27 protein-coding genes are annotated in these 26446 nt (G+C 68.4%); 16 read left to right on the forward strand and 11 right to left on the reverse strand.

Features of this window, described 5'->3' with window-relative positions; genetic code table 11:
• Positions 1 to 29 precede the first annotated feature (29 nt).
• Positions 30 to 338 (reverse strand): antibiotic biosynthesis monooxygenase family protein, encoded by a 309-nt coding sequence (locus BW971_RS01685; protein WP_076476347.1) that lies wholly within the window; start codon positions 336 to 338, stop codon positions 30 to 32.
• Positions 339 to 389: 51 nt separating this feature from the next.
• Between BW971_RS01685 and BW971_RS01690 the strand changes: the two genes are divergently transcribed.
• Positions 390 to 1196 (forward strand): alpha/beta fold hydrolase, encoded by an 807-nt coding sequence (locus BW971_RS01690; protein WP_083709166.1) that lies wholly within the window; start codon positions 390 to 392, stop codon positions 1194 to 1196.
• Between the two features lie 31 nt (positions 1197 to 1227).
• Here BW971_RS01690 and BW971_RS01695 read toward each other — a convergent pair whose 3' ends face one another.
• Positions 1228 to 2112 carry an HhH-GPD family protein gene (locus BW971_RS01695; RefSeq protein ID WP_076475907.1) on the reverse strand — a complete coding sequence of 295 codons (885 nt, stop codon included), beginning with the start codon at positions 2110 to 2112 and terminating at the stop codon, positions 1228 to 1230.
• Between BW971_RS01695 and BW971_RS01700 the strand changes: the two genes are divergently transcribed.
• Both BW971_RS01700 and BW971_RS01705 read left to right on the forward strand, forming a co-directional pair.
• The gene (locus tag BW971_RS01700) at positions 2111 to 2764 is read left to right on the forward strand and encodes a carbonic anhydrase (protein WP_076475909.1); all 654 of its coding nucleotides are present in this window, start codon (positions 2111 to 2113) and stop codon (positions 2762 to 2764) included. The genes BW971_RS01695 and BW971_RS01700 overlap by 2 nt on opposite strands.
• A gap of 67 nt (positions 2765 to 2831) precedes the next feature.
• Entirely contained in the window at positions 2832 to 3605 is a 774-nt protein-coding gene (locus tag BW971_RS01705) for a hypothetical protein (protein WP_076475911.1), read from the forward strand.
• A gap of 54 nt (positions 3606 to 3659) precedes the next feature.
• Here the strand turns inward: BW971_RS01705 and BW971_RS21815 are convergent, their stop codons facing one another.
• The 3 genes from BW971_RS21815 to disA form a co-directional block, all read right to left on the reverse strand.
• Complete coding sequence (locus tag BW971_RS21815) at positions 3660 to 4007, reverse strand: HNH endonuclease signature motif containing protein (RefSeq protein WP_076475913.1); 348 nt, start codon at positions 4005 to 4007, stop codon at positions 3660 to 3662.
• A complete protein-coding gene (locus BW971_RS01715; protein WP_076475914.1) occupies positions 4004 to 4987 on the reverse strand; it encodes a 13E12 repeat family protein in 984 nt (327 codons plus the stop codon). Before BW971_RS01715 ends, BW971_RS21815 begins: the two co-directional genes overlap by 4 nt.
• Before the next feature lie 300 nt (positions 4988 to 5287).
• Positions 5288 to 6370, reverse strand: a complete 1083-nt coding sequence (gene disA / locus BW971_RS01720) for a DNA integrity scanning diadenylate cyclase DisA (protein WP_076475915.1) — start codon at positions 6368 to 6370, stop codon at positions 5288 to 5290.
• A 49-nt stretch (positions 6371 to 6419) separates the two neighbouring features.
• Here disA and BW971_RS01725 point away from each other — a divergent pair, with 49 nt between their 5' ends.
• The gene (locus tag BW971_RS01725) at positions 6420 to 6986 is read left to right on the forward strand and encodes a PaaI family thioesterase (protein ID WP_234974177.1); all 567 of its coding nucleotides are present in this window, start codon (positions 6420 to 6422) and stop codon (positions 6984 to 6986) included.
• Here the strand turns inward: BW971_RS01725 and radA are convergent.
• Positions 6974 to 8350, reverse strand: coding sequence for a DNA repair protein RadA (gene radA / locus BW971_RS01730; protein ID WP_076475917.1), 1377 nt, complete (start codon positions 8348 to 8350; stop codon positions 6974 to 6976). The genes BW971_RS01725 and radA overlap by 13 nt on opposite strands.
• 118 nt (positions 8351 to 8468) lie before the next feature.
• The gene (locus BW971_RS01735) at positions 8469 to 9098 is read right to left on the reverse strand and encodes a copper chaperone PCu(A)C domain-containing protein (protein WP_143690155.1); all 630 of its coding nucleotides are present in this window, start codon (positions 9096 to 9098) and stop codon (positions 8469 to 8471) included.
• Positions 9099 to 9359: 261 nt separating this feature from the next.
• On the opposite strand from BW971_RS01735, the gene BW971_RS01740 reads away from it, so the two are divergent.
• Genes BW971_RS01740 through BW971_RS01765 form a run of 6 tightly spaced genes read left to right on the forward strand, consistent with a single transcriptional unit; the run spans position 9360 to position 13862 of the window.
• Positions 9360 to 9848 carry a CarD family transcriptional regulator gene (locus tag BW971_RS01740; protein ID WP_076475919.1) on the forward strand — a complete coding sequence of 163 codons (489 nt, stop codon included), beginning with the start codon at positions 9360 to 9362 and terminating at the stop codon, positions 9846 to 9848.
• 7 nt (positions 9849 to 9855) lie between these two features.
• Positions 9856 to 10545: a 2-C-methyl-D-erythritol 4-phosphate cytidylyltransferase gene (ispD, locus tag BW971_RS01745; protein ID WP_076475921.1), complete on the forward strand. Its 690-nt coding sequence runs from the start codon at positions 9856 to 9858 to the stop codon at positions 10543 to 10545.
• Entirely contained in the window at positions 10542 to 11015 is a 474-nt protein-coding gene (ispF, locus tag BW971_RS01750; RefSeq protein WP_076475923.1) for a 2-C-methyl-D-erythritol 2,4-cyclodiphosphate synthase, read from the forward strand. The genes ispD and ispF overlap by 4 nt, the downstream gene beginning before the upstream one ends.
• An 11-nt stretch (positions 11016 to 11026) precedes the next feature.
• Positions 11027 to 12418, forward strand: coding sequence for a cysteine--tRNA ligase (cysS, locus tag BW971_RS01755; RefSeq protein WP_076475925.1), 1392 nt, complete (start codon positions 11027 to 11029; stop codon positions 12416 to 12418).
• Positions 12418 to 13389 (forward strand): 23S rRNA (guanosine(2251)-2'-O)-methyltransferase RlmB, encoded by a 972-nt coding sequence (gene rlmB, locus BW971_RS01760; protein WP_076475926.1) that lies wholly within the window; start codon positions 12418 to 12420, stop codon positions 13387 to 13389. The genes cysS and rlmB overlap by 1 nt, the downstream gene beginning before the upstream one ends.
• A gap of 14 nt (positions 13390 to 13403) precedes the next feature.
• Positions 13404 to 13862 carry a MaoC family dehydratase gene (locus BW971_RS01765; protein ID WP_200799344.1) on the forward strand — a complete coding sequence of 153 codons (459 nt, stop codon included), beginning with the start codon at positions 13404 to 13406 and terminating at the stop codon, positions 13860 to 13862.
• Here BW971_RS01765 and BW971_RS01770 read toward each other — a convergent pair.
• On the reverse strand, positions 13856 to 14638 hold the full coding sequence (locus BW971_RS01770) for a LamB/YcsF family protein (protein ID WP_076475928.1): 783 nt from the start codon (positions 14636 to 14638) through the stop codon (positions 13856 to 13858). The genes BW971_RS01765 and BW971_RS01770 overlap by 7 nt on opposite strands.
• A 221-nt stretch (positions 14639 to 14859) precedes the next feature.
• On the opposite strand from BW971_RS01770, the gene BW971_RS01775 reads away from it, so the two are divergent.
• Genes BW971_RS01775 through BW971_RS01790 form a run of 4 tightly spaced genes read left to right on the forward strand, consistent with a single transcriptional unit; the run spans position 14860 to position 21468 of the window.
• Entirely contained in the window at positions 14860 to 16779 is a 1920-nt protein-coding gene (locus BW971_RS01775) for a hypothetical protein (protein ID WP_076476357.1), read from the forward strand.
• A complete protein-coding gene (locus tag BW971_RS01780; protein ID WP_076476359.1) occupies positions 16776 to 18299 on the forward strand; it encodes a hypothetical protein in 1524 nt (507 codons plus the stop codon). The genes BW971_RS01775 and BW971_RS01780 overlap by 4 nt, the downstream gene beginning before the upstream one ends.
• A complete protein-coding gene (locus tag BW971_RS01785; RefSeq protein WP_076475929.1) occupies positions 18296 to 19813 on the forward strand; it encodes a glycosyltransferase in 1518 nt (505 codons plus the stop codon). Before BW971_RS01780 ends, BW971_RS01785 begins: the two co-directional genes overlap by 4 nt.
• Complete coding sequence (locus BW971_RS01790) at positions 19810 to 21468, forward strand: ArnT family glycosyltransferase (RefSeq protein WP_076475931.1); 1659 nt, start codon at positions 19810 to 19812, stop codon at positions 21466 to 21468. The genes BW971_RS01785 and BW971_RS01790 overlap by 4 nt, the downstream gene beginning before the upstream one ends.
• 5 nt (positions 21469 to 21473) lie before the next feature.
• Here BW971_RS01790 and BW971_RS01795 read toward each other — a convergent pair whose 3' ends face one another.
• Positions 21474 to 22595, reverse strand: a complete 1122-nt coding sequence (locus tag BW971_RS01795) for a beta-mannosidase (RefSeq protein ID WP_076476361.1) — start codon at positions 22593 to 22595, stop codon at positions 21474 to 21476.
• A gap of 55 nt (positions 22596 to 22650) precedes the next feature.
• Here BW971_RS01795 and BW971_RS01800 point away from each other — a divergent pair, with 55 nt between their 5' ends.
• Positions 22651 to 24201: a carboxylesterase/lipase family protein gene (locus BW971_RS01800; RefSeq protein ID WP_076475932.1), complete on the forward strand. Its 1551-nt coding sequence runs from the start codon at positions 22651 to 22653 to the stop codon at positions 24199 to 24201.
• Positions 24202 to 24209: 8 nt separating this feature from the next.
• Entirely contained in the window at positions 24210 to 24686 is a 477-nt protein-coding gene (locus BW971_RS01805; RefSeq protein ID WP_076475934.1) for a DUF2599 domain-containing protein, read from the forward strand.
• 4 nt (positions 24687 to 24690) lie between these two features.
• Here BW971_RS01805 and BW971_RS01810 read toward each other — a convergent pair whose 3' ends face one another.
• Together BW971_RS01810 and BW971_RS01815 are read right to left on the reverse strand one after the other, a co-directional pair.
• Positions 24691 to 25581, reverse strand: coding sequence for a metal ABC transporter permease (locus BW971_RS01810; protein ID WP_076475936.1), 891 nt, complete (start codon positions 25579 to 25581; stop codon positions 24691 to 24693).
• Positions 25578 to 26444, reverse strand: coding sequence for a metal ABC transporter ATP-binding protein (locus BW971_RS01815; protein WP_076475938.1), 867 nt, complete (start codon positions 26442 to 26444; stop codon positions 25578 to 25580). Before BW971_RS01815 ends, BW971_RS01810 begins: the two co-directional genes overlap by 4 nt.
• Positions 26445 to 26446: the final 2 nt, after the last annotated feature.

Consider the following 26446-nt stretch of genomic DNA (forward strand, 5'->3'; position numbering starts at 1 on the left):
TCAGGGCGGGGTTCTGATGGACCGCCGTCTCAGGACTGGGGCCTGGCGTCGAGCACGACCTCGAACTCCAGCAGATCGGCTCCGCTGGCCACCGGCTTGGCCCGTTCACCCGAGTGAGCCTTCTTGGCCGGTCCGGAGACCCAGGCCTGGAAGTCCTCCTCGGTCTCCCACTGTGTCACCACGAAATACCGGTCGTCCCCCTTGACCGGGCGCAACAACTGGAAGCCCAGGAATCCCTGGGACCCGTCGACCGAGTGCGCGCGGTGGGCGAAACGCTTCTCGAGTTCCGGCCCGGCACCCTCCGGAACGGAGATCGCGTTGATCTTCACAACAGTCATGAGTCAAGCCTAACCCGCACCTTCCGGGATTCGGGGCTCACGCTGGTTAGGGTGCTCGTCGTGAACGCCGATACGGGACTGCTCGACCACGGGGGCGAGCGCGACGGCGTCATCGTGTTGCTGCACGGGCTGATGGGCCGCGGCCGCACCTGGCGGCGGCAGATCCCGTGGCTGCGTCGCCACGGTCGAGTGTTCACCTACGACGCGGCGTGGCACGGCGCCCTGGGGTACGCCGGCAACGACACCGTCCTCGCCGCCCCAGATGCCCCCGTCAGCACCGATGCCGCCGTCAGCACCGAACGGTTCGTCGCCGACCTGGCCGAGATCCTCACCTGGATCGACCGCGGACCCGCGGTGCTGATCGGGCACTCGATGGGCGGGCTGCACGCCTGGTGCGCCGCCGCGCAGTACCCCGAACTGGTGTCCGCGGTGGTGGTCGAGGACATGGCACCCGACTTCCGCGGACGTGACACCGGTGACTGGCAGCCGTGGTTCGGGAGCTGGCCGGAGCGGTTCGCCGACCGTGCGGAGGTGGAGGCGATGATGGGTGCGGTCGCGGGCCGCTACTTCTGGGAGGCGTTCGACGACGGACGTCTGCACGGTGACCTCGAGGTCTGGGCAGCCGTCGCCGACGAGTGGTGCCGCCGCGACTTCTGGTCGCAGTGGCAGGCTGTCACCGCACCCACCCTGCTGCTGCACGCCGAACACGGCGTGACTCCCGCGGGACAGATGCGGCGGATGGCGTCGCTCAACGACCATGCGCAGTACCTGCGCATCGACGGGGCCGGGCACCTCGCCCACGACCACACCCCGGACGTCTACCGAGGCGCGGTGGAGGCATTCCTGTCCGGCCTGTGAGTGGCTCTAGGGGCCGGCTCGGTCGTTCTCGTCAGCCGGCTTCGCCGGCCAGGCAGAAGCGGCCGTCGCGGGTCTGCTCGACCAACCCGTCCATCAGCAGAGACCCCAGTGCGCGGTCACGCTGCACCGTGTCGGTTGTCCACACCTGGTCGAGCCGGGACCGGTCGACCGGGTCATCGCTGCCGCGCAGCACGTCCATCAGCAGCCCGCGGACCTGGCGGTCGGTACCCGCGAACTTCTGCACCTTGCGGGCCGGACCGTCGTGGGCGGGACGACCCCGTCGTTGCCACCCGCACGTCCCGCTCACCGGACAGTCGGCGCAGCGGGGTGACCGGGCGGTACACACCAACGCTCCGAGTTCCATCAACGCGGCCGAGTACCGACAGGCCCGGACCGGGTCGGTGGGTAGCAACGCCTCGGCGTCCCGTAGATCGGATCGGCCGGGGGAACCGGCCTCGGCGCGCCCGTGCACAGCCCGCGCGATCACCCGTCGCACGTTGATGTCGACCACCGGCACCCGCTGTCCGTAGGCGAAACACGCGACCGCGCGCGCCGTGTACTCGCCGATGCCGGGGAGGGTCAGCAGCGTCTCCACATCCGACGGCACCACGTCGTCGAACCGTTCGGCGAGCACCCGCGAGCACTCGTGCAGGCGCATCGCACGCCGCGGATAACCGAGCTTCCCCCAGGCGCGCAGCACCTCACCGGTCGACTCCGCGGCCATCGCCGACGGCACCGGCCAGCGCCGCACCCATTCCTCCCAGATGGGTCGCACGCGCACCACGGGGGTCTGCTGCAGCATGATCTCGCTCATCAGGATCTGCCAGGCGGTCACACCCGGTTCGCGCCACGGCAACTCCCGTTCGTGGACGTCGAACCATCCGATCAGACCGACGGCAGGCAGAATGTCAGACATGGCACACATTTCGCCGGAAGCGGCATGGCGCGATCTGCGCGAGGGCAATGACAGATTCGTCGCGGACGAGGCACGGCATCCGTCCCAGGGTATCGCCGACCGGGCCCGGCTCGCCGGTGGCCAGCACCCCAAGGCGGTGCTCTTCGGGTGTTCGGACTCCCGAGTCGCCGCCGAGATCATCTTCGATCAGGGGCTCGGTGACCTGTTCGTGGTGCGCACGGCCGGTCAGACCATCGATGCCGCCGTGCTCGGCTCCATCGACTTCGCCGTCGCGGTGCTCGGTGTGCCGCTCATCGCGGTACTCGGGCACGACAGCTGCGGAGCGGTGAGTGCGACCATCAACGCGCTCGACAACCTGGAGATCCCCGGCGGTCACATCCGAGACGTGGTGGAGCGGGTGACCCCGAGCATTCTGCTCGGCCGTGGTGAGGGCCTCACCCGCGTCGACGAGTTCGAGGCCAGGCACATGCAGGAGACCGCGAGAGTGCTGGTGGAGCGTAGCCAGATCATCGCCGAGAAGGTTCGCAGCGGAGACCTCGGCATCGTCGGGTTGACCTACGACCTCTCCGACGGCAGGGTCTGGCTGCGCGAGGTCGTCGGTGAGGTGGGTGACCAGCCCGACGCCGACCACGCGTTGACTTCCCGGACGTAACCGCCGAAAGCCCGACACGCCGACCAGGGTCGGCCGCGGGAACGGTTCCGGACATTAGCGTTGAAATGTGTTGGAACCGCAGGGCCCGCTGCCGCCCGAGATCTACTGGCGACGTCGCGCGCTCGCGGTCGGCGTCCTGGTGGTCGTCGTCGCCGTGGTCGTCGGCATCATCCTGCTCGCCACCAGCGGCGGAAGCAGCCCGAAGAACGCAAACGCCTCGTCGGACCAGACCTCGGTCGCACCCCTGCCCTCCGCCAGCGCGCCGCCGTCGTCGTCGGGTGGTTACGGCGAGGGCGGTTACGGCGGCTCGCCGGGTGGCTCCACCGCCGCATCGGCCAGCGCGGTCCCCGGTCAGACCGGCCAGGCAGGCAGCGGTGGTGGCGGTAACGGCGCCGCGGTGACCCCGGCTCCCGTGCCGGCCAGCGGCCTCTGCCCGGATCAGAACATCTCCGTGGTGCTGTACACCGACAAGCCCACCTACGCGGTCGGTGACCAGCCGGTGTTCACCCTGGTGGTCACCAATGCCGGGCTGGCGGAGTGCACCCGCGACGTGGGCAAGGACATGCAGAACGTGGTCGTCCGCACCCTCGACAAGTCGTACTACATCTGGTCGGCCACCGACTGTGCGCCGATCAGCGAGGTGAACAACCAGGTACTCAAACCGGCGCAACAGTTCAAGGACACCATCACCTGGTCGGCGAACACCAGCAACCCCGGTTGCACCAACCCCCGCAAACCGGTGGGTCCCGGGTCGTACCAGGCGGTCGGCAAGATCGGTGAGAAGGAGAGCGCGCCGATCACCTTCAACGTGGTGCAGGCAGCGACCAACCCCGGCGCGTAGTTTGTCGTAGCCGGCGACGCGTTGCGGCGCATCCCGGTAGTTGTCGGCGGGTGGTCATGGTCGGGTGACGATCTGTTGTCCGGTGTCGCGGTTGGTCCAGGTGACGTGTCGGCGGTGGTCCATGGTCGGTATCCAGTGGCCGTGGTGTTTTCGGTGGTGGTCGGGGGTGCAGATCGGCATCAGGTCGTCGGCGACGGTGAGTCCGCCCTGGGTGGGGTCGGTGTGGTTGAACGGGGTGATGTGGTCGAGTTCGCAGTCGTCGGCGGGGGTCCCGCAGAAAGGGAACCGGCAGTAGCGGTCGGTGGCCAGGATCTGCGCGCGCAGGGCCGCGGTGGGTTGGTAGCGGTACGCCGACGGCGGTGGATCGGTGGTGGTGGTGTCCGGGGTGCGGGGCGGGTTCACGGGGACGATCTCGCGGGTGGTGCCCGTACCAGTGCCGTCGCTGCGGTCGCCGTCCGGGGCTGGTGCCCCGACCGGGGTGCCTGGGCCTGTTCGGTGAGTTCGTCGGCGAGTGCGGGGTCGATTGCCGCGTACCCACGAAGTCGTGGGGTGGCGCCAGGGCCGCTGGTGATGGTGATGACGACCGGGTGCGTGGGTTCCGGTGGTGTGCTGGTGCCGCGGTCGCAGTCGTAGCGCCCGCAGTGGCAGGTCAGGGTGGTCATGCCCTGCAGGTCGGCCAGGGCGGCGACCCGCTGCTGGCCGGTGGTGCGGGGATCGCGGGCACATAGGCGGGTGGTGATCAACGACCGGATACGGGTACGCAAATGTTCACCCTGGGCGGCGGGCACACACCCGTCGATGCTGGAGTGCCCGTGCCGGTCCTTGCTGATCCGCACATCCTGGTTGCAGGTGAACTCGTCCCGATCGGTGGCGGCCTTGCCGGGGTCCAAGGTGATCAACAGTTCGTCGAGCTGGTCACGCAACGTGGGGTCGGTCACCGGCCAGGACGCCAACGCGATCGCCTGCTGTTGGGCGTCCTCGAGGTCGGAGGTGCTCACCCCGGTCAACGTGGTGGCGATCAGCTGCGCCCGCCGGTAAGAGAACTCACCCCGCAGATACGCCAACCGGATCAGCGGGAGGTGGTCGAGCATCCCACCGAGGGCGAACCAGGTCCCGGCCATCGTCTTCGACACCCCGAACTGCAAGGAGATTTCCCCGACCGCGGCCTTCTGGGCGTGATCACCCACCCTCGGGTTCAAACCTTGCGGGTGGTACAGGATGTCGTCGAACCGGGCCACCCCGACCCGGTAGGCGGCCAGCACCGTCCGCGCATTGGCCTGGCGCTCCAACCGTTGGGCGTCCCGGCCCGCGGCCACCAGATCCGCCGACGGTGATGACATCAACAACTCATCATCGGCGGGAGCATCGGTGTAGGTGAACACGAGACAGGCACTTCCGGTCGATGGTTACAGGACCCCGCGTCGGCACAAGCCCACATCATCTCGTTGCTACCACCAGCGTACACGCCCTGTCCGACAACGGCATTCGCCGAGAACGCACAACGAGTCCCACCGATCTCCTACATCAGGAAGTGGAGGGCGATCAGGTGCCGTGAAGCGTGAACGTGCCAGTCCTGCGACGCCTGCGTGTCGACCGAGGCATGCGCAATTGCACAGTCCTGGTCTGCACTGACGGCCAACGCCACTCTTGGGGCAACGGCGACGCCTCGTCGGGGACGACCGTCAGTCGAAGCGTTCGATGCTGCTCTCCGCCAATCGGGACAGGCCCTCGCGGATGTGCCGAGCCCAGATGCTGCCGATGCCCTCCACGGCTTGCAGGTCGGCGGCACTCGTCGCCAACAACGCCTGCAGCGTGCCGAAACCTCGCACCAGTCGGTCGATGTGGGCGAACTGCAGCCTCGAGATCCGTGCGAGCAGACGGTAGCCGCGCGGACTGACGGTCAGGTCCTGGGCCTCCACGGTGCTGGGGTAACCGAAGGCACCCGCGAGTGCGGTGGTGTCGAGCAGATCGTTGTCCGACAACGCCTCGATCGCCTCGAGCGCGGTACGCACCTCGTCGGTGGTCGCGGGCTCCGGACTGGCGAAGTAGTCGCGCACGATGAGCTCGCGCTGGGAGTCGTTGTCACCGATCAGCTCCTCCAGCTGCAGGGCGACCTGTCTGCCGTTGACACCCAACTCGAGGACGTACTGGGCGATCTCCGCGGACACCCGGCGCACCATCTCCAGTCGCTGAGCGGCGACCATCGCGTCGCGCACGATAACGTAGTCCTCGATCTCGGCCCGCGACAAGGCGACGTTGACCTCGTCGAGTCGGGTGCGGTACCGCTCGAGGGTGGCCACGGCGAGGTTGGCGCGGGACATGATCGCGTCGGAGTCGTCCACCACGTAGCGCACCCCGTCGACGTAGGCGCTGACGATCGACATCGACGCGCTCACCGAGATGACCGGATGCCCGGTCTGGATGGCCGTGCGTTCGGCGGCGCGGTGCCGCGTTCCGGACTCCTCGGTGGGGATGGCGTGGTCCGGGACGAGCTGGACGTTGGCCCGGACGATCCGACCGCCGTCCGTGGACAACACCACCGCGCCGTCCATCTTCGACAATTCGCGCAGCCGGGTGGGCGCGAAGTCGACGTCGAGGTGGAAACCGCCGTCGCAGATCCGCTCGACGTCGCTGTCGTATCCCAGCACGATCAGCGCACCGGTGCGTCCGCGCAGGATGCGCTGCAGACCGTCACGCAGGCCGGTGCCGGGTGCCACCCGGGCGATCGTGCTGCGCAGCAGGTCGGACGCGGGACCGTCGGCCATCGTCGGCCCCCTCTCTGCCTTGCGGCTCCGGTGAGTAGGTTATCGGGGCGTGACCGCCTTCTTCCCGGTGCCCGCCGACCTCGATCCCGCTGACCGCGCGGCAGCCGCCCCCGCACCCGGGCAGCGGCTACCCGGTCACGGCCGAGACTGTTACGGCTGTGGGCCCGACGCACCGCACGGGTTGCACCTGGAACTGTTCGCGGGCGACGGGGTCGCGGTGACCGCGCGGATGCGGGTCCGACCGCGTTTCGAGGGTGGGCCGGGAACGATTCACGGCGGGGTGCTGGCCTCGGCGTTCGACGAGGTGATGGGGCATGTCCCCACGATGTGCGGTCGGTTTTGCGTGACCGGGCATCTGCAGGTCGATTTCGCGGCTCCGGTCCCGCTCGGTGTGGATCTGTACCTGCGGGCGACCGCGCTCGGGGTACAGCGGCGCAAGGTGTTCACCGAGGCGCACGCCTGGATCGTCGAACCGGGACCGGACGGGATCGCCGTCGAGCCGGGTGCGAGCGGTATCCCCGTCGCCGCGGCGCACGGACTGTTCGTGCAGATCGACCCTGCGTCGCACTATGGTGCGGTCGCGGCCGGACGTCGGTCGGGAGCTCAGAAGTCGTAGGTACCGGCGTTGGACAAGGCCGCCCGCACCGCGGCGTCCAGATCACCCACCTCGGTGACCCGGATACCCGAGGGCATCTTCTCGTCCGATCCGGCGGGCACGATGGCGTGCCGGAAACCCAACCTGCGCGCCTCGGCGACCCGCCGTCCGGCCCCCGACACCCGCCGTACCTCACCGGCCAGTCCCACCTCGCCGATGGCGATGGTGGAACGCGGCAGCGGCCGGTTGCGCACCATGGACCCGACCGCCAACGCGACGGCCAGATCGATGGCGGGTTCGGTGATCTTCATGCCACCCACCGTGGCCACGTAGACGTCGGCCTTGCCGACCTTCACCCCCAGTCGGCTCTCCAGAACGGCCAGGATCATCGCCACCCGGGCCGAGTCGAGGCCGCTGACCGCGCGTCGCGGCGAGGGGATCGTGGTCTCGTTCACCAACGCCTGGATCTCGCCGACCAGCGCCCGACGACCGTCCATGGTCACCGTGATCGCACTGCCCGCGACCCCGGAATCCTTGTGGTACAAGAAAAGTCCTGACGGATCGGGGACCTCGTGGATGCCGTCACCGCGCTGCTCGAAGCAACCCACCTCGTCGGCGGCACCGAAGCGGTTCTTGATCCCGCGCACCATCCGTAACGACGAGTGCTTGTCACCCTCGAACGACAACACCACGTCGACGAGGTGTTCCAGCGACCGCGGTCCCGCCACCGCACCGTCCTTGGTGACGTGTCCGACCAGCACGATGGCGATGCCGGAGTTCTTCGCCAACGACACCAACGCCGTGGTGACCGAGCGGATCTGGGTGACACCTCCGGTGACCCCGTCGGCGTGCGAGGCGACCATCGTCTGCACCGAGTCGACGATCATCAGGGTGGGGGACACCTGCTCGGCGTGACCGAGCACCGTGGCGAGATCGGATTCGGCGGCGAGATAGATGTTCTCGTTCACGGCGCCGGTGCGTTCGGCGCGCAGCCGTACCTGTCCGGCGGACTCCTCGCCGGTGATGTACAGCGCGGTGCGGCCCTGTTCGGCCCAGCGCCGCGCGGTCTCCAGCAGCAGGGTGGACTTCCCGACACCGGGTTCACCGGCCAGCAGGATCACCGATCCGGGCACCACCCCGGAACCCAGCACACGGTCGAGTTCACCGATACCCGTGGAGCTGGCCACCGACGTGTTCGGATCGAACTCGGTGATCGGCCGCGCGGCGCTGGTGGGTACCACCGCGGGCGAACCGGCTTTCGCGGCGGACGGGACGGCGACCTCGTCGACCGACCCCCACTCACCGCATTCGGGACAGCGGCCCACCCACTTCGCGAGTTGATTACCGCAGACGGCGCAGCGATAGGCCGTCCTGGTTTTGGGCATCAGCGGGTCTCGACCATCAGAAAGACCCGGCCATCAGCAGATCTCCGGCCGTCGGGACATCGCGGCCCGCAGGACGTCTCGGGGCCTCCGGGGCCCGAGGGCAGATGACCCGAGCGGGTCACTCCTCGCCGGTCTGCCCGCGGGGCTGGTCCTGACGCGGCAGATCGGGTCCGGCGTCCACGGGCACCGGCACCGTGATCGCGGCCGCGTGTTCGAAGGAGAACACCATCGGGAGGGTCAATCCGGGGCTGGCCTGGTTCGGCGCGTTGTTCAGCGTCACCGTGACGGGCTTCTCCTCGTCGACGGCGCTGACCCCGGAGGCGGACAGCAATCCGCCGGGCGTCCCCGCGCGCAGCGCGCCGTTGGGGGCGAGCGAGGTGTCACCGTCGATGGTCACGTTCCCGGTGCCGCTCTTGAGCGCCACGTTGACCAACTTGTCGGCCTGGTCGGCGCTGTTGTTGGAGATCAGGAAGGCGAGCTTCAGCGGGCCACCCGAGGTGAAGGCGTCGCGATTGCCCGGCCAGGTGATGTGGGCGTCGCGGATGGCGATCTTGCCGGTGTCGACGGCGGCACCGTTGACCGCGGCGGCCTGGCCGGCGGTCTGCGAGATCTGGCCCGCGCCACAGGCGGTGGTCCCCAGCAGGGCCCCCGTGCCGATCACCGCCAGCGCGAGCGCACCCGAGGCGCGCCGCATGTGGACACGGCGGTTCGACTCCTGCTCACGTGTGTGGCTGTGCAGCACTGACACCGGATCCTCCAGATGGTCCCTGTAGCGGTGAAGCTCGCGACTCTCGCACGCGCACTACGCAGCGTAGTGGGCGCATGCTCTCGTCACCCGCCGGGGTGGGGAATTACCGGGGTGCGTCGCGGGTTCGCCGAGTCGCCGATCAGGGGTGCGTGGCCGAGTCAAATCCCCCGGTACCCGCTGGTAAGGCCCTGACCTGCACTGTTGTCGAACGGGTCGAAGGGCGCCGTGCTAGACTGGGTGTATGGAAAGGGGCCAGGAACATTGAATTTCAAAGTCGGTGACACCGTTGTCTACCCCCATCACGGTGCCGCCAAAGTCGAAGACATTGTGACCCGCACCATCAAGGGCGAGCAGATCGAGTATCTCGTCCTCAAGGTGGCGGACGGGGACATGACCGTTCAGATCCCCTCCACCAAGCTCGAATACGTCGGAGTTCGCGACGTGGTGGGTGAAGAGGGACTGGGCAAGGTCTTCGACGTACTGCGTGCCCCGCACACCGAGGAGCCCACCAACTGGGCCCGGCGGTTCAAGGCAAACCAGGAGAAGCTGATCTCCGGCGACATCATCAAGGTCGCGGAGATCGTGCGCGACCTCTGGCGCCGCGAGCAGGATCGTGGTCTGTCCGCGGGTGAGAAGCGGATGCTGACCCGTGCTCGCCGGGTGCTGGTCGACGAGCTGTCGCTGGCGCAGAACACCGACGACGAGAAGGCCTCGGTGATCCTGGACGAGGTCCTGGCCGCCGCCTCCTGATCGACGTCTGTTGTCGTCCTCCGTCGCGGCGGTGATCCCCGCCGCCGGTAGCGGAACCCGACTCGGCGCCGGCACCCCGAAAGCTTTCGTCGAGCTCGGAGGTCGCACGATCCTCGAGCGGTGCGTCGAGGGTGTGGGTGCCGCCGGGCTCGTCGACGTCGTGGTGGTCGCCGTGCCCGAGGAACTGGTCGATCACACTGCCGCGCTGCTTCCCGACGTCCGGGTGGTGGTGGGCGGCGCCGAACGCAGTCATTCGGTTCGCGCCGCGTTGACGGAGATCGGTGACGCCGACGTGGTGCTGGTCCACGACGCGGCGCGGACGCTGACGCCGCCCGCCGTCTTCGGCCGGGTCGTCGACGCTGTCCGTGCCGGAGCGCCCGCGGTGGTGCCCGCCCTGCCGGTCGCCGACACCCTCAAGCGCGTCGACGACGGTGGCCGGGTGATCAGCACGGTCGACCGCGGCCCGCTGCGGGCGGTGCAGACGCCGCAGGGTTTCGCCGTCGAGGCGTTGCGCGCCGCTTACCGGGGCAGCACGGTCGCGACCGACGACGCGGGTCTGGCCGAGTTGGCGGGATACCCGGTGCAGGTCGTGGCCGGTGACGCCCTGGCTTTCAAGATCACCACGGCCTTCGACCTGCGCCTGGCCGAGTTACTGCTCGGCGCCATGACCGGCACACTGCCGACGAATGGGGGATGACGCCCGTGCGAGTGGGAATCGGTAGCGACGTCCATCCCGTCCAATCGGGTAAGCCGTGCTGGATGGTGGGTCTGCATTTTGCCGACGACGACGGGTGCGAGGGGCATTCCGACGGTGACGTCGGCATCCACGCGCTGTGCGACGCGTTGCTGTCGGCGGCCGGGCTCGGTGACCTCGGTGCGGTGTTCGGGACCGACCGTCCCGAGTGGGACGGTGTCGACGGAGCCGCCATGCTCACCCATGTTCGCGGGATGCTGACCGACGCCGGCTTCCGGGTCGGCAACGCCGCGGTCCAGGTGATCGGTAACCGGCCGAGGATCGGGCCGCGTCGAACGGCGGCCCAGCAGTTGCTGAGCGACCTGGTCGGTGCCCCGGTGTCGGTGTCGGCCACCACCACCGACGGACTGGGCCTGACCGGCCGCGGCGAAGGGGTGGCGGCCATCGCCACCGCGTTGGTCCTCGACCAGTAGGATCGCAGGTCGTGACCCTACGCCTGCACGACACCGCCGCGAGAGAGGTGCGCGACTTCACGCCTCTGCGACCCGGGCATGCGTCTGTCTACCTGTGTGGGGCCACCGTGCAGGGAATCCCCCACATCGGACACGTCCGCAGCGGTATCGCCTTCGACGTGTTGCGTCGGTGGCTGCTGCACGAGGGGTACGACGTCCTCTTCGTGCGCAACGTCACCGACATCGACGACAAGATCCTGCGCAAGGCCGACGAGGCGGGCAGGCCGTGGTGGGAGTGGGCAGCCACCCACGAGCGGTCTTTCGACGACGCATACCGGTCTCTCGGTGTGCTCCCGCCGTCGAGCGAACCGCGCGCGACCGGATTCATCACCCAGATGACCGCCTATATCGCCCGGCTGATCGACCGGGGACATGCGTACGCCGCCGACGGCAACGTCTACTTCGACGTACGGAGTCAGCGGGACTACGGCGAGTTGTCGGGCCATCGTCTCGATGACGTGCACCAGGGTGAGAGCGCGGGCACCGGCAAACGAGACCCTCGCGATTTCACCCTGTGGAAGGCGGCGAAACCAGGTGAGCCGTCGTGGCCGACGCCGTGGGGCGACGGACGGCCGGGATGGCATCTGGAGTGTTCGGCCATGGCCACCAGCCTGCTCGGCTCCGAGTTCGACATCCACTGCGGTGGCATGGATCTGATATTCCCGCATCACGAGAACGAGATCGCCCAGAGTCACGGGGCCGGTGACCCGTTCGCGCGATATTGGTTGCACAACGGCTGGGTGACGATGAGCGGCGAGAAGATGTCGAAGTCACTCGGCAACGTGGTCGCCATCCCGGCCATGCTGCAGCGGGTGCGTGCGGTGGAGCTGCGGTACTACCTCGGCAGCGCCCACTATCGATCGATGCTGGAGTATTCCGAGGGAGCTCTGCTCGAGGCCGCGGCGGCCTATCGCCGGGTGGAATCCTTTGTGCAACGGGTGGAATCGCGTGCGGGTTCGGTGGACACCGGTGTGGTGAGTCCGGTGTTCGCGAGCGCCCTCGACGACGACCTGGCGGTGCCCGCGGCGCTCGCCGAGATCCACGGTGTGGTCCGCGCGGGCAACACCGCACTGGAATCCGGGGATCTGGATCACGCGCGGGAGCTCGCGGCGCAGGTCCGGGCGATGATGGGGGTGCTCGGGGTGGATCCCCTGGATCCGCACTGGTGCAACGGTGACGACGATTCCGCGGCAATCTCGGCGCTGGACGTGTTGGTCCGCGCGGAACTCGGCCGCCGGGCCACCGCCCGTGCGGAGAAGGACTGGGCGGTCGCGGATGCGGTGCGCGACCGCCTCGCCGAGGCCGGGGTGGAGGTCACCGACACCCCGGACGGACCGCAATGGCAGTTGAAGGGCAGTGCGTGATGGCGGGCAATTCCAGGCGTAAGGGCGCGATCCGCAAGGACGGCAGCAAGAAGGGGCAGGTCGTCGGTTCGGGCGGCCAGCGTCGACGTGCGCTGGAAGGGCGCGGCGCCACCCCCAAGGCCGTGGACCGGCCGTACCACCCGGCACACAAGCGCGCCAAGGCTGCCGCCAAAGTCGCTGGTTCGCAACAGAATCGGCGGCGCCCGACCAAGGGGGCCGACGGTCCCGAACACGTCCTCGGGCGCAACCCCGTGGTCGAGTGTCTGCGCGCCGGGGTGCCCGCCACCGCGCTGTACGTGGCCACCGGTGCCGACGCCGACGACCGGCTCGCCGAGAGTGTGCAACTCGCCGCCGACGCGGGTATCACCATTCTCGAGGTGGGCAAGCCCGAACTGGACCGGATGAGCGCCAACGGGCTGCATCAGGGTGTGGCACTGCAGGTACCGCCGTTCTCCTACGCCCATCCCGGTGACCTGATGCGCGCCGCGATCGACAGTGGCGAACCGCCACTACTGGTGGCCCTGGACAACATCACCGACCCGCGCAACCTCGGCGCGGTGGTGCGGTCCACCGCGGCCTTCGGTGGCCACGGGGTGGTCATCCCGCAGCGGCGTAGCGCCGGCGTCACCGCGGTGGCCTGGCGGACCAGTGCCGGGGCGGCGGCCCGGTTGCCGATCGCTCAGGCCCCCAACCTGACCCGCACCCTCAAGGAATGGGCCAAGGAGGGCGCGCAGATCGTCGGTCTCGACGCCGACGGTGACGTCGGTCTCGACGATTACGACGGCACCGGTCCCACCGTGGTGGTGGTCGGTTCGGAGGGCAAAGGACTCTCGCGTCTGGTCGGCGAGACCTGCGACACGATCCTGTCGATTCCGATGTCGGGCCCGGTGGAGAGCCTGAACGCGTCGGTCGCCGCCGGTGTGGTGCTCGCCGAATTCGCCCGCCAGCGTCGGCTCGACCACCTAAGCTGAGCGGCGTGACCGGAGTGCGGGAGTTGAGTTCTGCGTCGGAGATCGCGGCGGCGGTGGGGGAGACCCTCGGTACCTCCGGGTGGCTGACCATCACCCAGGAGCGGGTCGACCAGTTCGCCGAGGCAACCGGGGATCACCAATGGATCCATGTCGACGTGGAACGGGCGAAGCGCGACAGTCCCTTCGGCGGTCCCGTCGCCCACGGTTATCTGACGTTGTCGCTGGTACCGGTGCTGACCACCGAGATCTACCGCATCACGGGTGCGCGGCTGCTGGTCAACTACGGGTCCGACAAGGTGCGGTTCCCGGCGCCGGTCCCGGTGGGTGGTGAGATCAGACTGGTCTCGGCGGTGATCGCAGCCGAACAGCTGTCCGATGACGCGTTGTCGTTGATCGTGCGCCAGACGATCGAGGTGCGCGAAGGGGCGAAACCCGCGCTGGTGGCCGACACCGTCACCCGCGTCTACTACTGACGACCTGCCCGGTCGCCCACGAATGCGGCGACCTGCACGTCCGCGTCCGCCAGTGCGGTCCGCACCGCGTGCGCGTGTGCGACGGCACTGGGGGTGTCGCCGTGTAGGCAGATGGATTCCGGGTCGACGGGCACCGCGGATCCGTCCACCGCGACCACTGTGTGGTCGCGCACCATTCGCAGTACCCGTTCCACGATGATCGAGGTGTCGGTGAGGACCGCCCCCGGCTCTCGGCGGGACACCAGTGAACCGTCCGGTAGGTAGGCGCGGTCGGCGAAGGCCTCGGTGACCACCCGTAACCCGGCCGCCGAGGCCGCCCGGGCCGACGCGGAGCCGGCGGGGCCGAGCAGTGGCAACGTCGGGTCGATCGCGACCACCGCCGCCGCCACCGCGGCAGCTTGCACCTCGTCGTCGACGATGCGGTTGTACAACGCCCCATGCGGTTTCACGTAGGAGACGTCGCCACCCGCAGCCCGGGCGAGTCCCTGCAGGGCACCGATCTGGTAGATCACCGCGGCGGTCAGGTCGTCGGCGGCCATGTCGATGAAGCGTCTGCCGAACCCGACCAGGTCCGGATAGGAGACCTGGGCTCCGATCCGGATGCCCCGCGCGGTGGCCAGCTCGCAGGTGCGCCGCAGGGTCGTGGGGTCACCCGCGTGGAACCCGCAGGCGACGTTGGCGCTGGTGACCACGGCGAGCATCGCCTCGTCATCGCCGAGTGCCCATTGACCGAAACTCTCACCGAGGTCGGCGTTCAGATCGACAGTGGTGGACATGACGAGAATTATCGCAAATGCGATGGTGCTATTGCCGTGTACGGCTTCTTTGTCATCGCCTCCGATAACCGCCGATGTGGGTTATGTTCATCTCATTGGCATTCAACTGCGTTCTGCACACACGCCACCGATCACACGGAGTCGCCGAGATGCCGGTTAGCGCGGACAGGGCATACTCGCCGACCGTCGGTGCTCGCCGCGGCATCCGCAGGTGTTCGACGATGTTCCTCGTCTGCGTGGTCGCCTTCGCGATGCCGACGCTGGTCGGTGCGCCGGTGTGGGCGGCGCCCGGTGACAACCCGCCACCGTTGTCGCTCAATGCAATCGGATCGTCGTCGACGATCACACTGCCGGGTCAGCAGTCGGCGACCTCGGTGTTGTTGCCGGTACCGCGGGGGCTGACGCCACGATCGATCCGGGCTGTCACCAATCTGCCCGCCTTCGTCACGGGTGGGACCGTCGACGTTGCGCAAGGTGATCGACTGTTGTCGCGTACCGCCCTGCCGACGACTGCCGGCGCCCCTGTCGAATTGCCGCTCTCGGGCGCGGTGGTGACGGACAATGCCGTCGATCTCACCATCCGGTCGTCGCTGAGAACCGAGGGACCGTGCCCCTTCGACACCGACAACGAGTTCCGGCTCAATCGAGCCCAGATCCTGTATTCGGGTGGCGATGCGGCCCCGGCGGTTGTCGCCGACTTCCTTCCTCCGGTGCTGCGGAAGCTGATCATCTACGTGCCCTCCGACGTGCAGTCGGCCGAGGGTGCCGCGGCGGTGAACCTGGCGACGTCGGTGATCGCGCACTACGGCACCGCATCGGTGGCGGTACAGACACGCGCCCTGGCGCCGGGGGCGGACGCCCCGTCGGACGCGGCCGGGTCCCTGGAACGGCAAATCGTCATCAAACGCGGCGCGGTGGCGGGCGCGAGCCTGCGCGCCGGGCCGGGGGGTCCATATCTGTTGATCGGTGGCACCGACGATCAACTCGTCGCACAGACGATGCTGCTGACCTCCGACCTCGCGCCGCTGGCCCAGGCGTCGGCGGCGGTTGCGGGACCGCTGCGTGGAGCGCCGCAACTGGCTCCGGACGTGACGACGTTGTCGGCCCTCGGGGTCGCCGACCAGGCCGCCGGACCCGCGGCGTGGCCCAGTGTGGCGATCGGTGTCGATCAGACCCGGCTCGGTCGGCCGTCGTCGAATGTGCGGGTGCAACTGGTCGGCACGTACACCCCGGTGCCGATGGCGGCGGGAGGTAGGGTCGTCGTCCGCATCGGTGAGACCGTGATCGACTCCTGGTCGACCCAACCGGACGGTCGGATCGACCGGTGGGTGAGCATCCCGGACTCGATGTTGCGTCGCTACACCGAACTGACCGTCACCGTGGAACGAGGTGACACCGGTGGCGACTGCGGATCCATCGGCCGGACATCGCTGAACCTCTCCGCATCCGGGCAGGTGACCTCGGCGCCGGCATCCGGCTCGTCCTCGGTCGACTTCGGCTCCTTACCCCAGGGGCTGATGCCGCGTACCCAACTCGCCTGGCGGAGAGCTGATGTCGCAGACGTGACCCGTGCGGTCACCCTTGCCGTCGGGATGCAGCGGATGACGACGGTCCCGCTCGGCATCGACGTGGTGCCGTTCGATCAGGCCATGTCGTCGTCGGACTCGGCCATCGTGATCGCCGCCGACGGCGACGGTCTCGGTGATGTACCGCTACCGGTGCGATCCCAGACCGGTGGCAACCTGAAAGTTCTCGACGGCGGCACCGGACCGACGACGCTGACCCTGTCGCCCGCCCAGCGATACGGCTCGCTGCAGGTGTTGCGTACCGGTGGGCGGACGTTGCTGGTGGGTTCGTCGACCGGTGACCCCGCAGGTCTCGACGCAGCGTTGAACTGGCTGGAGGCCGATCCCACGCGTTGGTCGGCGATGACCGGCAACGCGATGATCCAGACCGGTGACCGCGACCCGGTGTTCGTCAGCGCCACGACCGATCAATCGTCCGGAGCTGCCGACGGCTCATGGTCCGCGGCGCAGATCGCCGGGCTGGTGGTCGGGGTGGTGGTGTTGGTCGGAATGGTGGTCGGTGGACTGCTGTGGTCACGACGACGTGGTCGCCGTGCTCGACCGGACCGGCCGTGAGCAGTACCGCGGCACCCGCGGAACCCACTCGGCCATCCGTGGCCCAGGACCGCTCCGTCCACCCCGGGTTGCGGGTGGGAATCCGGGTCGGGCTGATCGCCGCGTTGACCGTGGTGGCCTACTGGTCGACCTTCTCGGCGGTGGTGGACGAGTTCCGGGCACGCACCCTGATCACCTATCTGCCGGTGGTCCTGGTGTTGATCGTGATCGCCGCGGTGGGCGTGACCTGGCGCCGTGGGAACGAGCTACCGATCCATGACAGTCAGACCGACGTCATCGTGGGAACGGTGGTGGTGGTGCTCGCGGTCTTCTTCCAGCTGATGCTCAACCCTCGGTACGCCGCGGTATATCTGACACTGCACATGGATCTGCTGTCCGTGTGGCTGTTCGTCCTGGGGTGTTCGATCCTGGTGTTCGGTCTCCGTCCGACCGCCCGCTACCGCTGGGTGTGGGTGCTGGCGTTGGCGATCTTCCCGTTGCCGTACCGCATGGTGGTGCTCAGCATGGGGACATCCACCCTGGCGAGTGCGGTGGTGACCCTGGCCATCGCTGTGGTCGCCACCGCGATCGCGGTGGGCCGCACCCGACGCCTCGCGATGCTGGGATCGCTGCTGTGCGCCGCGATCGGCGGTGTGACGATCGGTGTGCTGCTGGTCGTCGACCCGGCCGGTACCCGGATGACCTACCAGCTGATCCCGTCCCTGGTCGCGTCAGTGGTGGTCGGTGCGGTCATGTATCTCAACCGGCGACGCGAGACCAGGACATGGAATCCGCTGGGACGTCGTGTGCTGCCACTCGTCGCGGTCAACGTGGTGCGGTCGGGAACGATGTTGGCGGTGTTGGCCGCCGGACTGCATTTCGTCCCCGTGCCGTACTTCGACCGAGGTCCGGAGGTCGCCGTAAACGGTCTCGCGGTGGGGGAGCCGTTGGCGATCCCGGCCGGGCTGCGCCAGACCGATCAGACGGTGTACCGGTGGGTCACCCGGTTGTATGGCCCCGGCGCGCGGCTGACCAGACAGGAGTTGATGCAGCAGGAGGGCGACGCGCGGTTCGACAAGTCGGCGCGACCGCGCAAGATCGTCGCCGACACGATCGTCACCTCGGTGCCCGTGTCGCTGGACGTGTATCCGGTGGTCGTGGTCTACAACCTGGTCAAGGACCGGTTCAGCCCGACACAGGACATCGCTCTGCACCACGGCCTCAACGGATGGTTGCTGTCGATCGTCGACGACGAGCGCTTGTTGACCTACAACCGCCTCAGTTGGTGGTGGACCGACGGCCGGCGGACCCAGTTCGTCTCGCTGTTGGCTGTCGACGACCATTCGCCCGGTGCGGTGTTCCCAACCCCAGCGCTGACGATCATGGGCAACGTCAACTCACTGCTGACCGTCTTGATCCGCGGCAACGCGGTGGTGCAGGACGATCAGCCGGTTTACAAGGACCGGCAGTTGCTGGTGGAGACGGCCAATCAGCTCATCGACCGACAACTGGCCGTGAGCGGCCGGGGCACGACCGGATGACCGTCCCGCACCCGCGCACCACCCGTCAGGTCGCCGGCCGGCTGGCCGATCCCGGGTTTCGGGAGGCCGCGCTCGCGGACGCCGTCGACGGTCTGCGGCAGCGCGAGCCGCTGGCGTCGGCGTCGGTGGCCTTTGTGCGCTGGCACAAGGTCGTCATCGCGGTGTCGGTGTCGGTGGTGGTCGTGGCCGCGGTGTTCGCACCGGTGGGCACGACCGTCACCTTGGTCGCGCTCGCTACGGCGGCTTACGCGGCCACGATGCTGGATCGATTGGTGATCTTTCGTCGGGGGCTCGCCGAAGGACCACTCAGGGTGACCGACGACCGAGCACGCGCCATCCCCGACGAGGAGTTGCCCACCTACACGGTGCTCGTCCCCGCTTACAACGAACCCGAGGTGGTGGGCGACCTGATCGCGGCGATGGAGTCGCTGGAGTATCCGCCGGAGCGGCTACAGGTGCTGTTACTGCTCGAGGCCGACGACGACGCGACGATCACCGCGGCCAGCGGGATGGACGCAGGTGGTCTGGTCACCGTGGTGTTGGTGCCCGCGGCCGATCCGCGGACCAAACCGAAGGCATGCAACTACGGGTTGCACTTCGCCACGGGTGAGATCGTCACCATCTACGACGCGGAAGATCTGCCGGATCCTCTGCAGTTGCGCCGATCCGCGGCCGCCTTCGCCGATCTCGGCGACGACGTGGCCTGTGTGCAGAGCAAACTGAGCTTCCACAACGGCACCGACAACGTGCTCACCGCGTGGTTCACCGCCGACTACGCCATCTGGTTCGGCTACCTGCTGCCCGGTCTGATGGTCAGCCGGTCGCCCATCCCGCTCGGTGGCACGTCCAACCATCTGCGGCGGTCGGTGCTCGACGAGATCGGGGCGTGGGATCCGTTCAACGTCACCGAGGACGCCGATCTCGGGGTTCGTATCGCGGAGAACGGTTTCCGGACCGCGGTGATCGATTCGGTCACCATGGAGGAGGCCAACATCGATCCGATCAACTGGGTCCGGCAACGGTCGCGTTGGTACAAGGGCTACATGCAGACCTGGTTGGTGCACATGCGCAGGCCCGTGCGGTTGAGCCGAGCGCTGGGGCCGATGGGGATGTTCCGTTTCACCACATTGTTGGCGGGCACCCCGCTGATCGCGTGTATGAACATGGTGTTCTGGCTGATCATGGTCATCTGGTTCGCCGGCCAGATCCCGTTGATCGCCGACATGTTCCCGCCTCCGGTCTACTATTTCGCGTTGCTGTCTCTCGTGTTCGGGAACTCCGCCACGGTCTACATGAACCTGATCGCCTTACGCGAAGACGACCGCAGCGATCTGTTCTTGCCCGCTCTGGTGGTGCCGGCGTACTGGGTGATGATGAGTGTCGCGGCACTCAAGGGCATGTATCAGATGGTGCGCAATCCGTCATACTGGGAGAAGACATTTCACGGCCTCGCGGTCCCGAAGGATGAGCCGGCGGTTTCCGCGACCGCGAATGGGGAAGCGGAATCGCCATGACCCGGCTGCGATCGCCGATGCCGATCGTCTTCGTGGCCGCCTGGGCGGTCTACCTCGTCGCGGGGCTGTACCTGTCCGTGCATCAGCAGTTCTTCGTCGGCGACTCGTTGTCACGGGTGGCCGCCGCACAGAGTGTGCTGTTCAGTCGTGACCCGCACGCGGCCGCGATCGGATTCGTCTTCACCCCGTTGACCGCGCTGATCCAACTACCGCTGACGGCGCTGACACCGTACTGGCCCGCCGTGACCGCCGACGCGGTGTCGGCGGCGGTGATGTCATCGGCGTTCATGGCCGGGTCGGTGGTGCAACTGGCGGGGGTGGCACGAGATCGCCGGGTCTGGGGTTGGCTGGCCGCCGTGGTCACCGTCCTGTACGCGGTCGACCCGATGATCCTGTTCTACGGGGCCAACGGGATGAGCGAGGCGCCGTTCCTGTTCTTTCTCACCTGGGCGGTACGCCGACTGATCCGGTGGGTCGACACCGATGACGTCCACGATCTGGTGTGTGCGGCGGTCGCATTGGGGTTGGCCTACCTCACCCGATACGACTCGGTCGCGGCGATCGCGGCCGCGGCGCTCCTGGTGGGGTCGGTCACCTGGTGGCGCGGCCCCCACACCAGGCGGCTGGCCCGGGCACTTCTCGACGTCACGTTGACGGCATCCCCGGGGACGGTCGCCTTCGTGGTGTGGGCCGTCACCAGCTGGTTGATCACCGGCGATGCGTTCGCGCAGTTCACCTCCGAGTACGGCAACGCCGCGATCATCAGCCAGTCCGGTGGCAGTGGATCGTCGACGCCGGGAGTCGCCCTGGGGTTCTCCGTGGTCGAGATGTTGTTGCTGGCACCGTTGTTGCCGGTGCTCATGGCCACCATCGTCGCCCAGCGATGGCGCCGCGGGCGGGTGATCCCCGTGTTGCCGCCGCTCGCGGTGTGCGGCGCGGTGCTGGCGTTCCAGGTGTTGTCGTACGCACGCGGTTCGACGTTCGGATTCCTGCGGTTCTACATCGTCGTCATACCCTTGACCGCGGTGATCGCGATGCTGGCCGTACCCGGTCATGGACATCTGCCGGCCCGGCGGATCGGCAGGCTGGGAGCGCAGCCTCGGCCGATGCGCGCACCGCGTCGGCATCATCAGGTTGCCACCGCGGTGCTCTCGGTGGTGGTGCTGGCGGCCGCGATACCGGTGACCGTGTGGGGGATGCGCTCACCGAAATACGCTCCGCAGGAATTCGCACTGGCCGCGGTGCTGCGTCCGGAACCGTCATCGACCGATCCGCAGCATCTCGACGAACTGAGGGTGGACAGGTCGTTCAGCACCGAACGTCGACTGGCCGAATATCTCGACGGTCTCGACCTGTCCGACGGAACAGTGTTGACCGACACCGTGTTCGGGTTCGCGGTGGTGGCACGCTCCACGAGACCCAGACAGTTCGTGCTGCCGTCGGACCGCGATTTCACCGAGGTGCTCAACGATCCGGTGAGGTTCGGCGTGCGGTATCTGCTGACGGTGCCACCCACCGGGCGGGGCGCGTCCGACGCCATCAACCTGCGGTACCCGACCATGTACGCGACCGGCGCCGAGCTGGCCGTTCGGGTGCTCGACGTACCCAATGTGGGTGCAGATCTGCCGAATTGGCGCGTGTACCGGATGCGATGAACCGGTCAGGAGGGTCCGCCGCTGTCGGCGATCACCGTCCACAGCGGGTCGCCGAAACCGACGTCGAACGAGCACGCGTTCGGGCGGGCGTCCGGAACGAAGGCCCACAACAGGGCACCGGCGGTCCCGGCACGTCGTTGGCCACGGACCTTGGTCCGGGTGTCGTCCGCACGCTCGGCAGTGGTGCGGCACGACCCGGCGTTCGAGCCGATCTCGGCCACCATCAAGGGCTTACCCACTCCGCGCGCTTGCGTGATGCGCCGACCCAACCCATTCCACACATCCCCGGGGAGCGCGGCGGTGCCGCCGCTGTAGTCGTGGTAGTCGAGCACGTCGACATTCGTCGCCGCGGCCACGGCACGGTACTCCTCGCCCTGGGTGCCGCACTGACCGCCGCCGGTGAGCCCGGAGAAGATCAACCGGTGGGGGTCGAGCTCGCGTACCACCGCGCCTGCGCGGTCATAGAATGTTCGCAACCCCTCGGCGGCGTCGCCGGGACAACGACGGTTCTCCGCCGTGCAGCCGGTGTCGCCGCAGATCGCGGGTTCGGGTTCGCCGACCAACTCCCATCCGGCGACCACCCCTCGATCGCGCCACCGGGTGACCGCGGTGGTGATCCAGTCCGCGAAGGTCAGGTTCGCCGCGGCAGGTCGGTCTCGCCAACCGTCGGCATACCAGTCCCGTTGCCGGAAACCGGTGTTCTCGCAGGCCCCGTCGCCTGCGGCCAGCACCGGCAGCACCATCTGCCGGTGCCGCGCCGCCGCCGCGAACACCGCATCGAGAGGACCGAAGGACAGCAGCCCCGTCCTCTTGTCCACGGCGAAGGTTGCGAACGCGTCGAATCGGGTCAGTGAGTGCGGCGGCAACGCCCCGAAGTAGGCGTCGAGGTCGACCGCGGCGCCGCACCCGGCGTTCACCGACCAATCGGTGCCGAGTTGGTAGGCGTCGAAACCCGTCGGCCACCAGGGCTTGCCGTCGAGCAACAGCCCGGTGCCCGATGTGGTGACCGCAGGCCCGGTCGGACGGTGGGTGGGCTCGGTGCTGGTGCACCCGGCGACCAGCAGGAATGCCGCCAGCACGGCGGTGACCGACCAGATCTGCCGCGAGGGCGTCGACCTCGACTGCATCCGTCCCAGTTTACCGGTGCGGCGACCACCGGACACCGCGCGCTAGATTCGACGGATGCAGTCTGTGCAGACCCGGGTGAAACTGTCCGATGGTGTGATCGAGGGTGTCCGTCGTGGCGACCTGCTCACCTGGCGAGGGATTCCGTATGCGGCGCCGCCGGTCGGTGACCTCCGCTTCCGCGCCCCACAACCGGTGCGGCCGTGGACCGGTATCCGTGCCGCCGACGACTTCCGCAACGCGGCGCCGCAGCGCAAGCAGTACACGATGGTGGCGCCAGGCAGGTACCAGCCCACCAGCGAGGACTGTCTCACGCTGAACGTTGTCGCCCCCGACACCCCGAGCGTGGCCCCGCGACCGGTCATGGTGTTCATCCACGGGGGCGCCTACATCCTGGGCAGCTCGGCGACGCCGCTGTACTGGGGCCACCGTCTGGCCCGCCGGGGAGTGGTCTACGTGTCCATCAACTATCGGCTCGGGGCTCTGGGCTACCTCGACACCACCGATCACGCCACCGAGGGCCGCCCGTTGGACAGCAACCTGGGTCTGCGTGACCAGGTCGCGGCCCTCGAGTGGGTGCGCGCGAACATCGCGGCTTTCGGCGGGGATCCCGACAACGTCACCGTCTTCGGCGAGAGCGCAGGCGGCAACGCGGTGACCACCCTGTTGGCCACCCCGGCTGCGGCCGGGCTCTTCCATCAGGCCATCGCGGAGAGCTCCGCCCCAGCGCTGACGCTGGCCCGCGCTCAGGCGAAGGCGTTCGCCTACGAGTACGTCGAGCTGTTGCTCGCGGAGACCGGGGGTTCCGACGCGGGTGAGGCTCTGCGCACGGCGACCGTTCGCCAGATCGGGGCGGCGAGTACGGCGCTGTCGGAGAACATCGGCCGTCGCACGCCGGGTATCCAACCCTTCGGTCCGGTGGTGGACGGCGACTACCTGCCGATCGATCCGCTGACCGCGGCGCGCGAGGGCGCGACCCTGCCGGTCCCGCTGATCATCGGCACCAATCGGGACGAGGGCACGCTGTTCGCCAAGGCGTGGGACATCCTGCCCACCAACGAGCAGCGGATCGAGCGGATGTTCTCGGTGACCGACGACGCCGCCAAACCCGACATCCTGGCCACCTACGACGGCTACCCGTCGCGAGAAGCCTGTATCGACTTCAGTGGCGACCTGGTGTTCTGGGCGCAGTCCATGCAGTTCGCCGACGGTCACAGTGCCGTCGCGCCCACTTACGTCTACCGCTTCGACTACGCACCACACGCCTTCGCGTGGACCGGATTCGGGGCCACTCACGGTAGCGAGCTGTTCGCGGTGTTCGACGTCTACCGCGGGGCGTTCGGACGGTTGCTCACCGCGGGGCTGGATCGCAGATCCAGCAACCGGGTCGTCGCGGATGTCGCGGGTCGCTGGGTGCGTTTCGCCCGCGGGGCGGGGGCGGGTCCGGACTGGCCCGCCTATCGGGTGCCCGAACGTGCGGTGCGAGTCTTCGATCGCCGTTCGTATGTGGAACGCGATCCGCACGGGGATCGGCGCGAAGCCTGGTCGAAGTTCGTCGGTTACTCCGAAGGCTCGCTGCCGATCGGTCCGCGCACCGAACCGGCCTGATCGGCGGCATGCGTTCCGTCGGAGCGGTCGGTCTCGCGATCGCGATGTCGATGTCGATGGTGGTCGCCGGCTGCTCCTCCTCCGGCGACCAAGCCGCGGAGTCGACACCATCCTCGTCGGCGACCTCACCGTCGCCGTCGCCCGCGGTCTCGTCGCCGCCACCGGCCCTGCCGCCGTTCGTCGACCACGTCGCCTGGGTGCAGACCTCGGTGGGACCCAGTCTGCAGGTGTTCCCCACCCCGTCGGGACGTCGGGCGCCGACCACCGATGCCGACGCCGCCTGGTCGGAGGTGGTCGCCGACGCGCGGGCGCAGCACACCGACGCCTACACCGCTGGGATGCGGGCCCAGTTCGACTGTCACTGGCAGTACGCGCGGGTGTTCGCCCCGGACAAGACCAGCTGGAACCTGGAGCCCGACCGACCGGTGGTCACCCCGCAACAGATGTTCGCGGCGAACTGCAATCCGGGCGGACCCGAGGAGTGACCGCTCAGTGCGCCGCGACGACCTGCGGCTCGGGCTCGGTGGACGACCGACCTCGGCCCCGGATGCGACGGTGGCCGAGCACCCGACACACCACGTAGATCACGAACGCGATGGTGGTGATGAACACCGACACCGGCAGGCCGGGGGCCAGCGACAAGACCACCCCGCCGAGCGCGGCGAGCTCGGCGAACACCACCGACAGGATCAGCACCACAGTCGGGTTGGCGCTGACCCGGGATGCCGCGGCGGCCGGGGTGATCATGAGTGAGATGACCAGGAGCGCGCCGATGATCTGCACGCCCTGGGCCACGGCGGCACCGAGCAACACCGCGAACACCACCGACAACAACCGCATCGGGACACCGCGCGCTTCTGCGACCACCGGGTCGGTGGAGGCGAACAACAGCGGACGATAGATGATGGCCATACCCACCAGCACGACCACCGTGGTGACGACGACCATGGTCAACCCGCTCGACTGGATGCTGACCACCTGTCCGGTGAGCAGCGCGAAACCGGTGCCGGTGCGTCCGTACAGGGCGATGAACAGCGTGGCCAGGCCCAAGCCGAAGGCCATCACCACCCCGATCACCGAATCCCGTTCACGCAGACGGTTACCCAGCAGGCCGAAGATCAACGCCGCGACCACGGACCCGACGATGCCGCCGACGTTGACGCTCACCCCGAGGAGCAGGGCGGCCGCGGCACCGGTGAACGACAGCTCGCTCGAGCCGTGCACCGCGAACGACATCTGCCGACTGACGACCATGGGTCCCAGCACCCCGCCGAGCAGTCCCAGCAACCCGCAGGCCAGCAACGCGGACTGCACGAAGTCACGCTGCAGCAACGAATCGGTGGTGGCGAAGTCGAAGAACGAGGACAGCGAGGCGCTCATCGGACCACCCGGTCGTGATGATGGTGGGTGCTCGCGACGTCCCCGACCACGGCGTCGGCGCCCACGACCAGGATCCGTCCGTGCACCCGCACCACGTCCACTCCGGTGCCGTACAACTCGCTGAGCGTCTCGCTGGTCATCACCTCGTCGGGGGTGCCGATACGGAACCGGCCGTCGACGAGATAGACCACTCGGTCGACGAATTGCAGGATCGGGTTGATCTCGTGGGTCACGAACAACACCGCGGTGCCGTGTTCGCGACGTCGTCGGTCGATCAGGGACGCGATCCGCGACTGCGCGGCCGGATCGAGGCTGAGCAGCGGTTCGTCGCATAACAGGACGCCGGGGTCTCCGGCCAACGCCTGCGCCACGCGAAGGCGTTGCTGTTCGCCACCGGAGAGCAGCCCGACCGGTTGGTCGGCGTAGTGCTCGGCGTCCACCTGGGCCAGAGCGTCGCGCACCGCCGCCGAGCGGAGTCCACGATCGCGCAGACCCCATCCCCAACGGTGCCCGTCGACACCCAGGCCGACCAGATCCCGTCCCCGCAGCGGGGTGTCGAGACCGTGCATCTGCTGCTGGGGGATGTATCCGACCCGATCGCTGCCGCGCCGCGGCGGGATCCCGTCGATGGTGATGGACCCGGCCGACACCCGGTGTTCGCCGAGAAGCGCCTTGAGCAGCGATGACTTACCCGATCCGTTCGGTCCGAGTATTGCCACGAACTCACCGGGGCTCACGTCGAGGTCGAAGTGCTCCCAGAGCACACGCGCACCGAAGGACAGCCGCGCGTCGGAGATGGCGATGGCGGGCAGTGGGGTCTGTTCCTGGGCGGTGTCGGGGTCGACGACGGATCCGGACGACATGG

Source organism: Williamsia sterculiae, assembly GCF_900156495.1.
Classification (GTDB): domain Bacteria; phylum Actinomycetota; class Actinomycetes; order Mycobacteriales; family Mycobacteriaceae; genus Williamsia_B; species Williamsia_B sterculiae.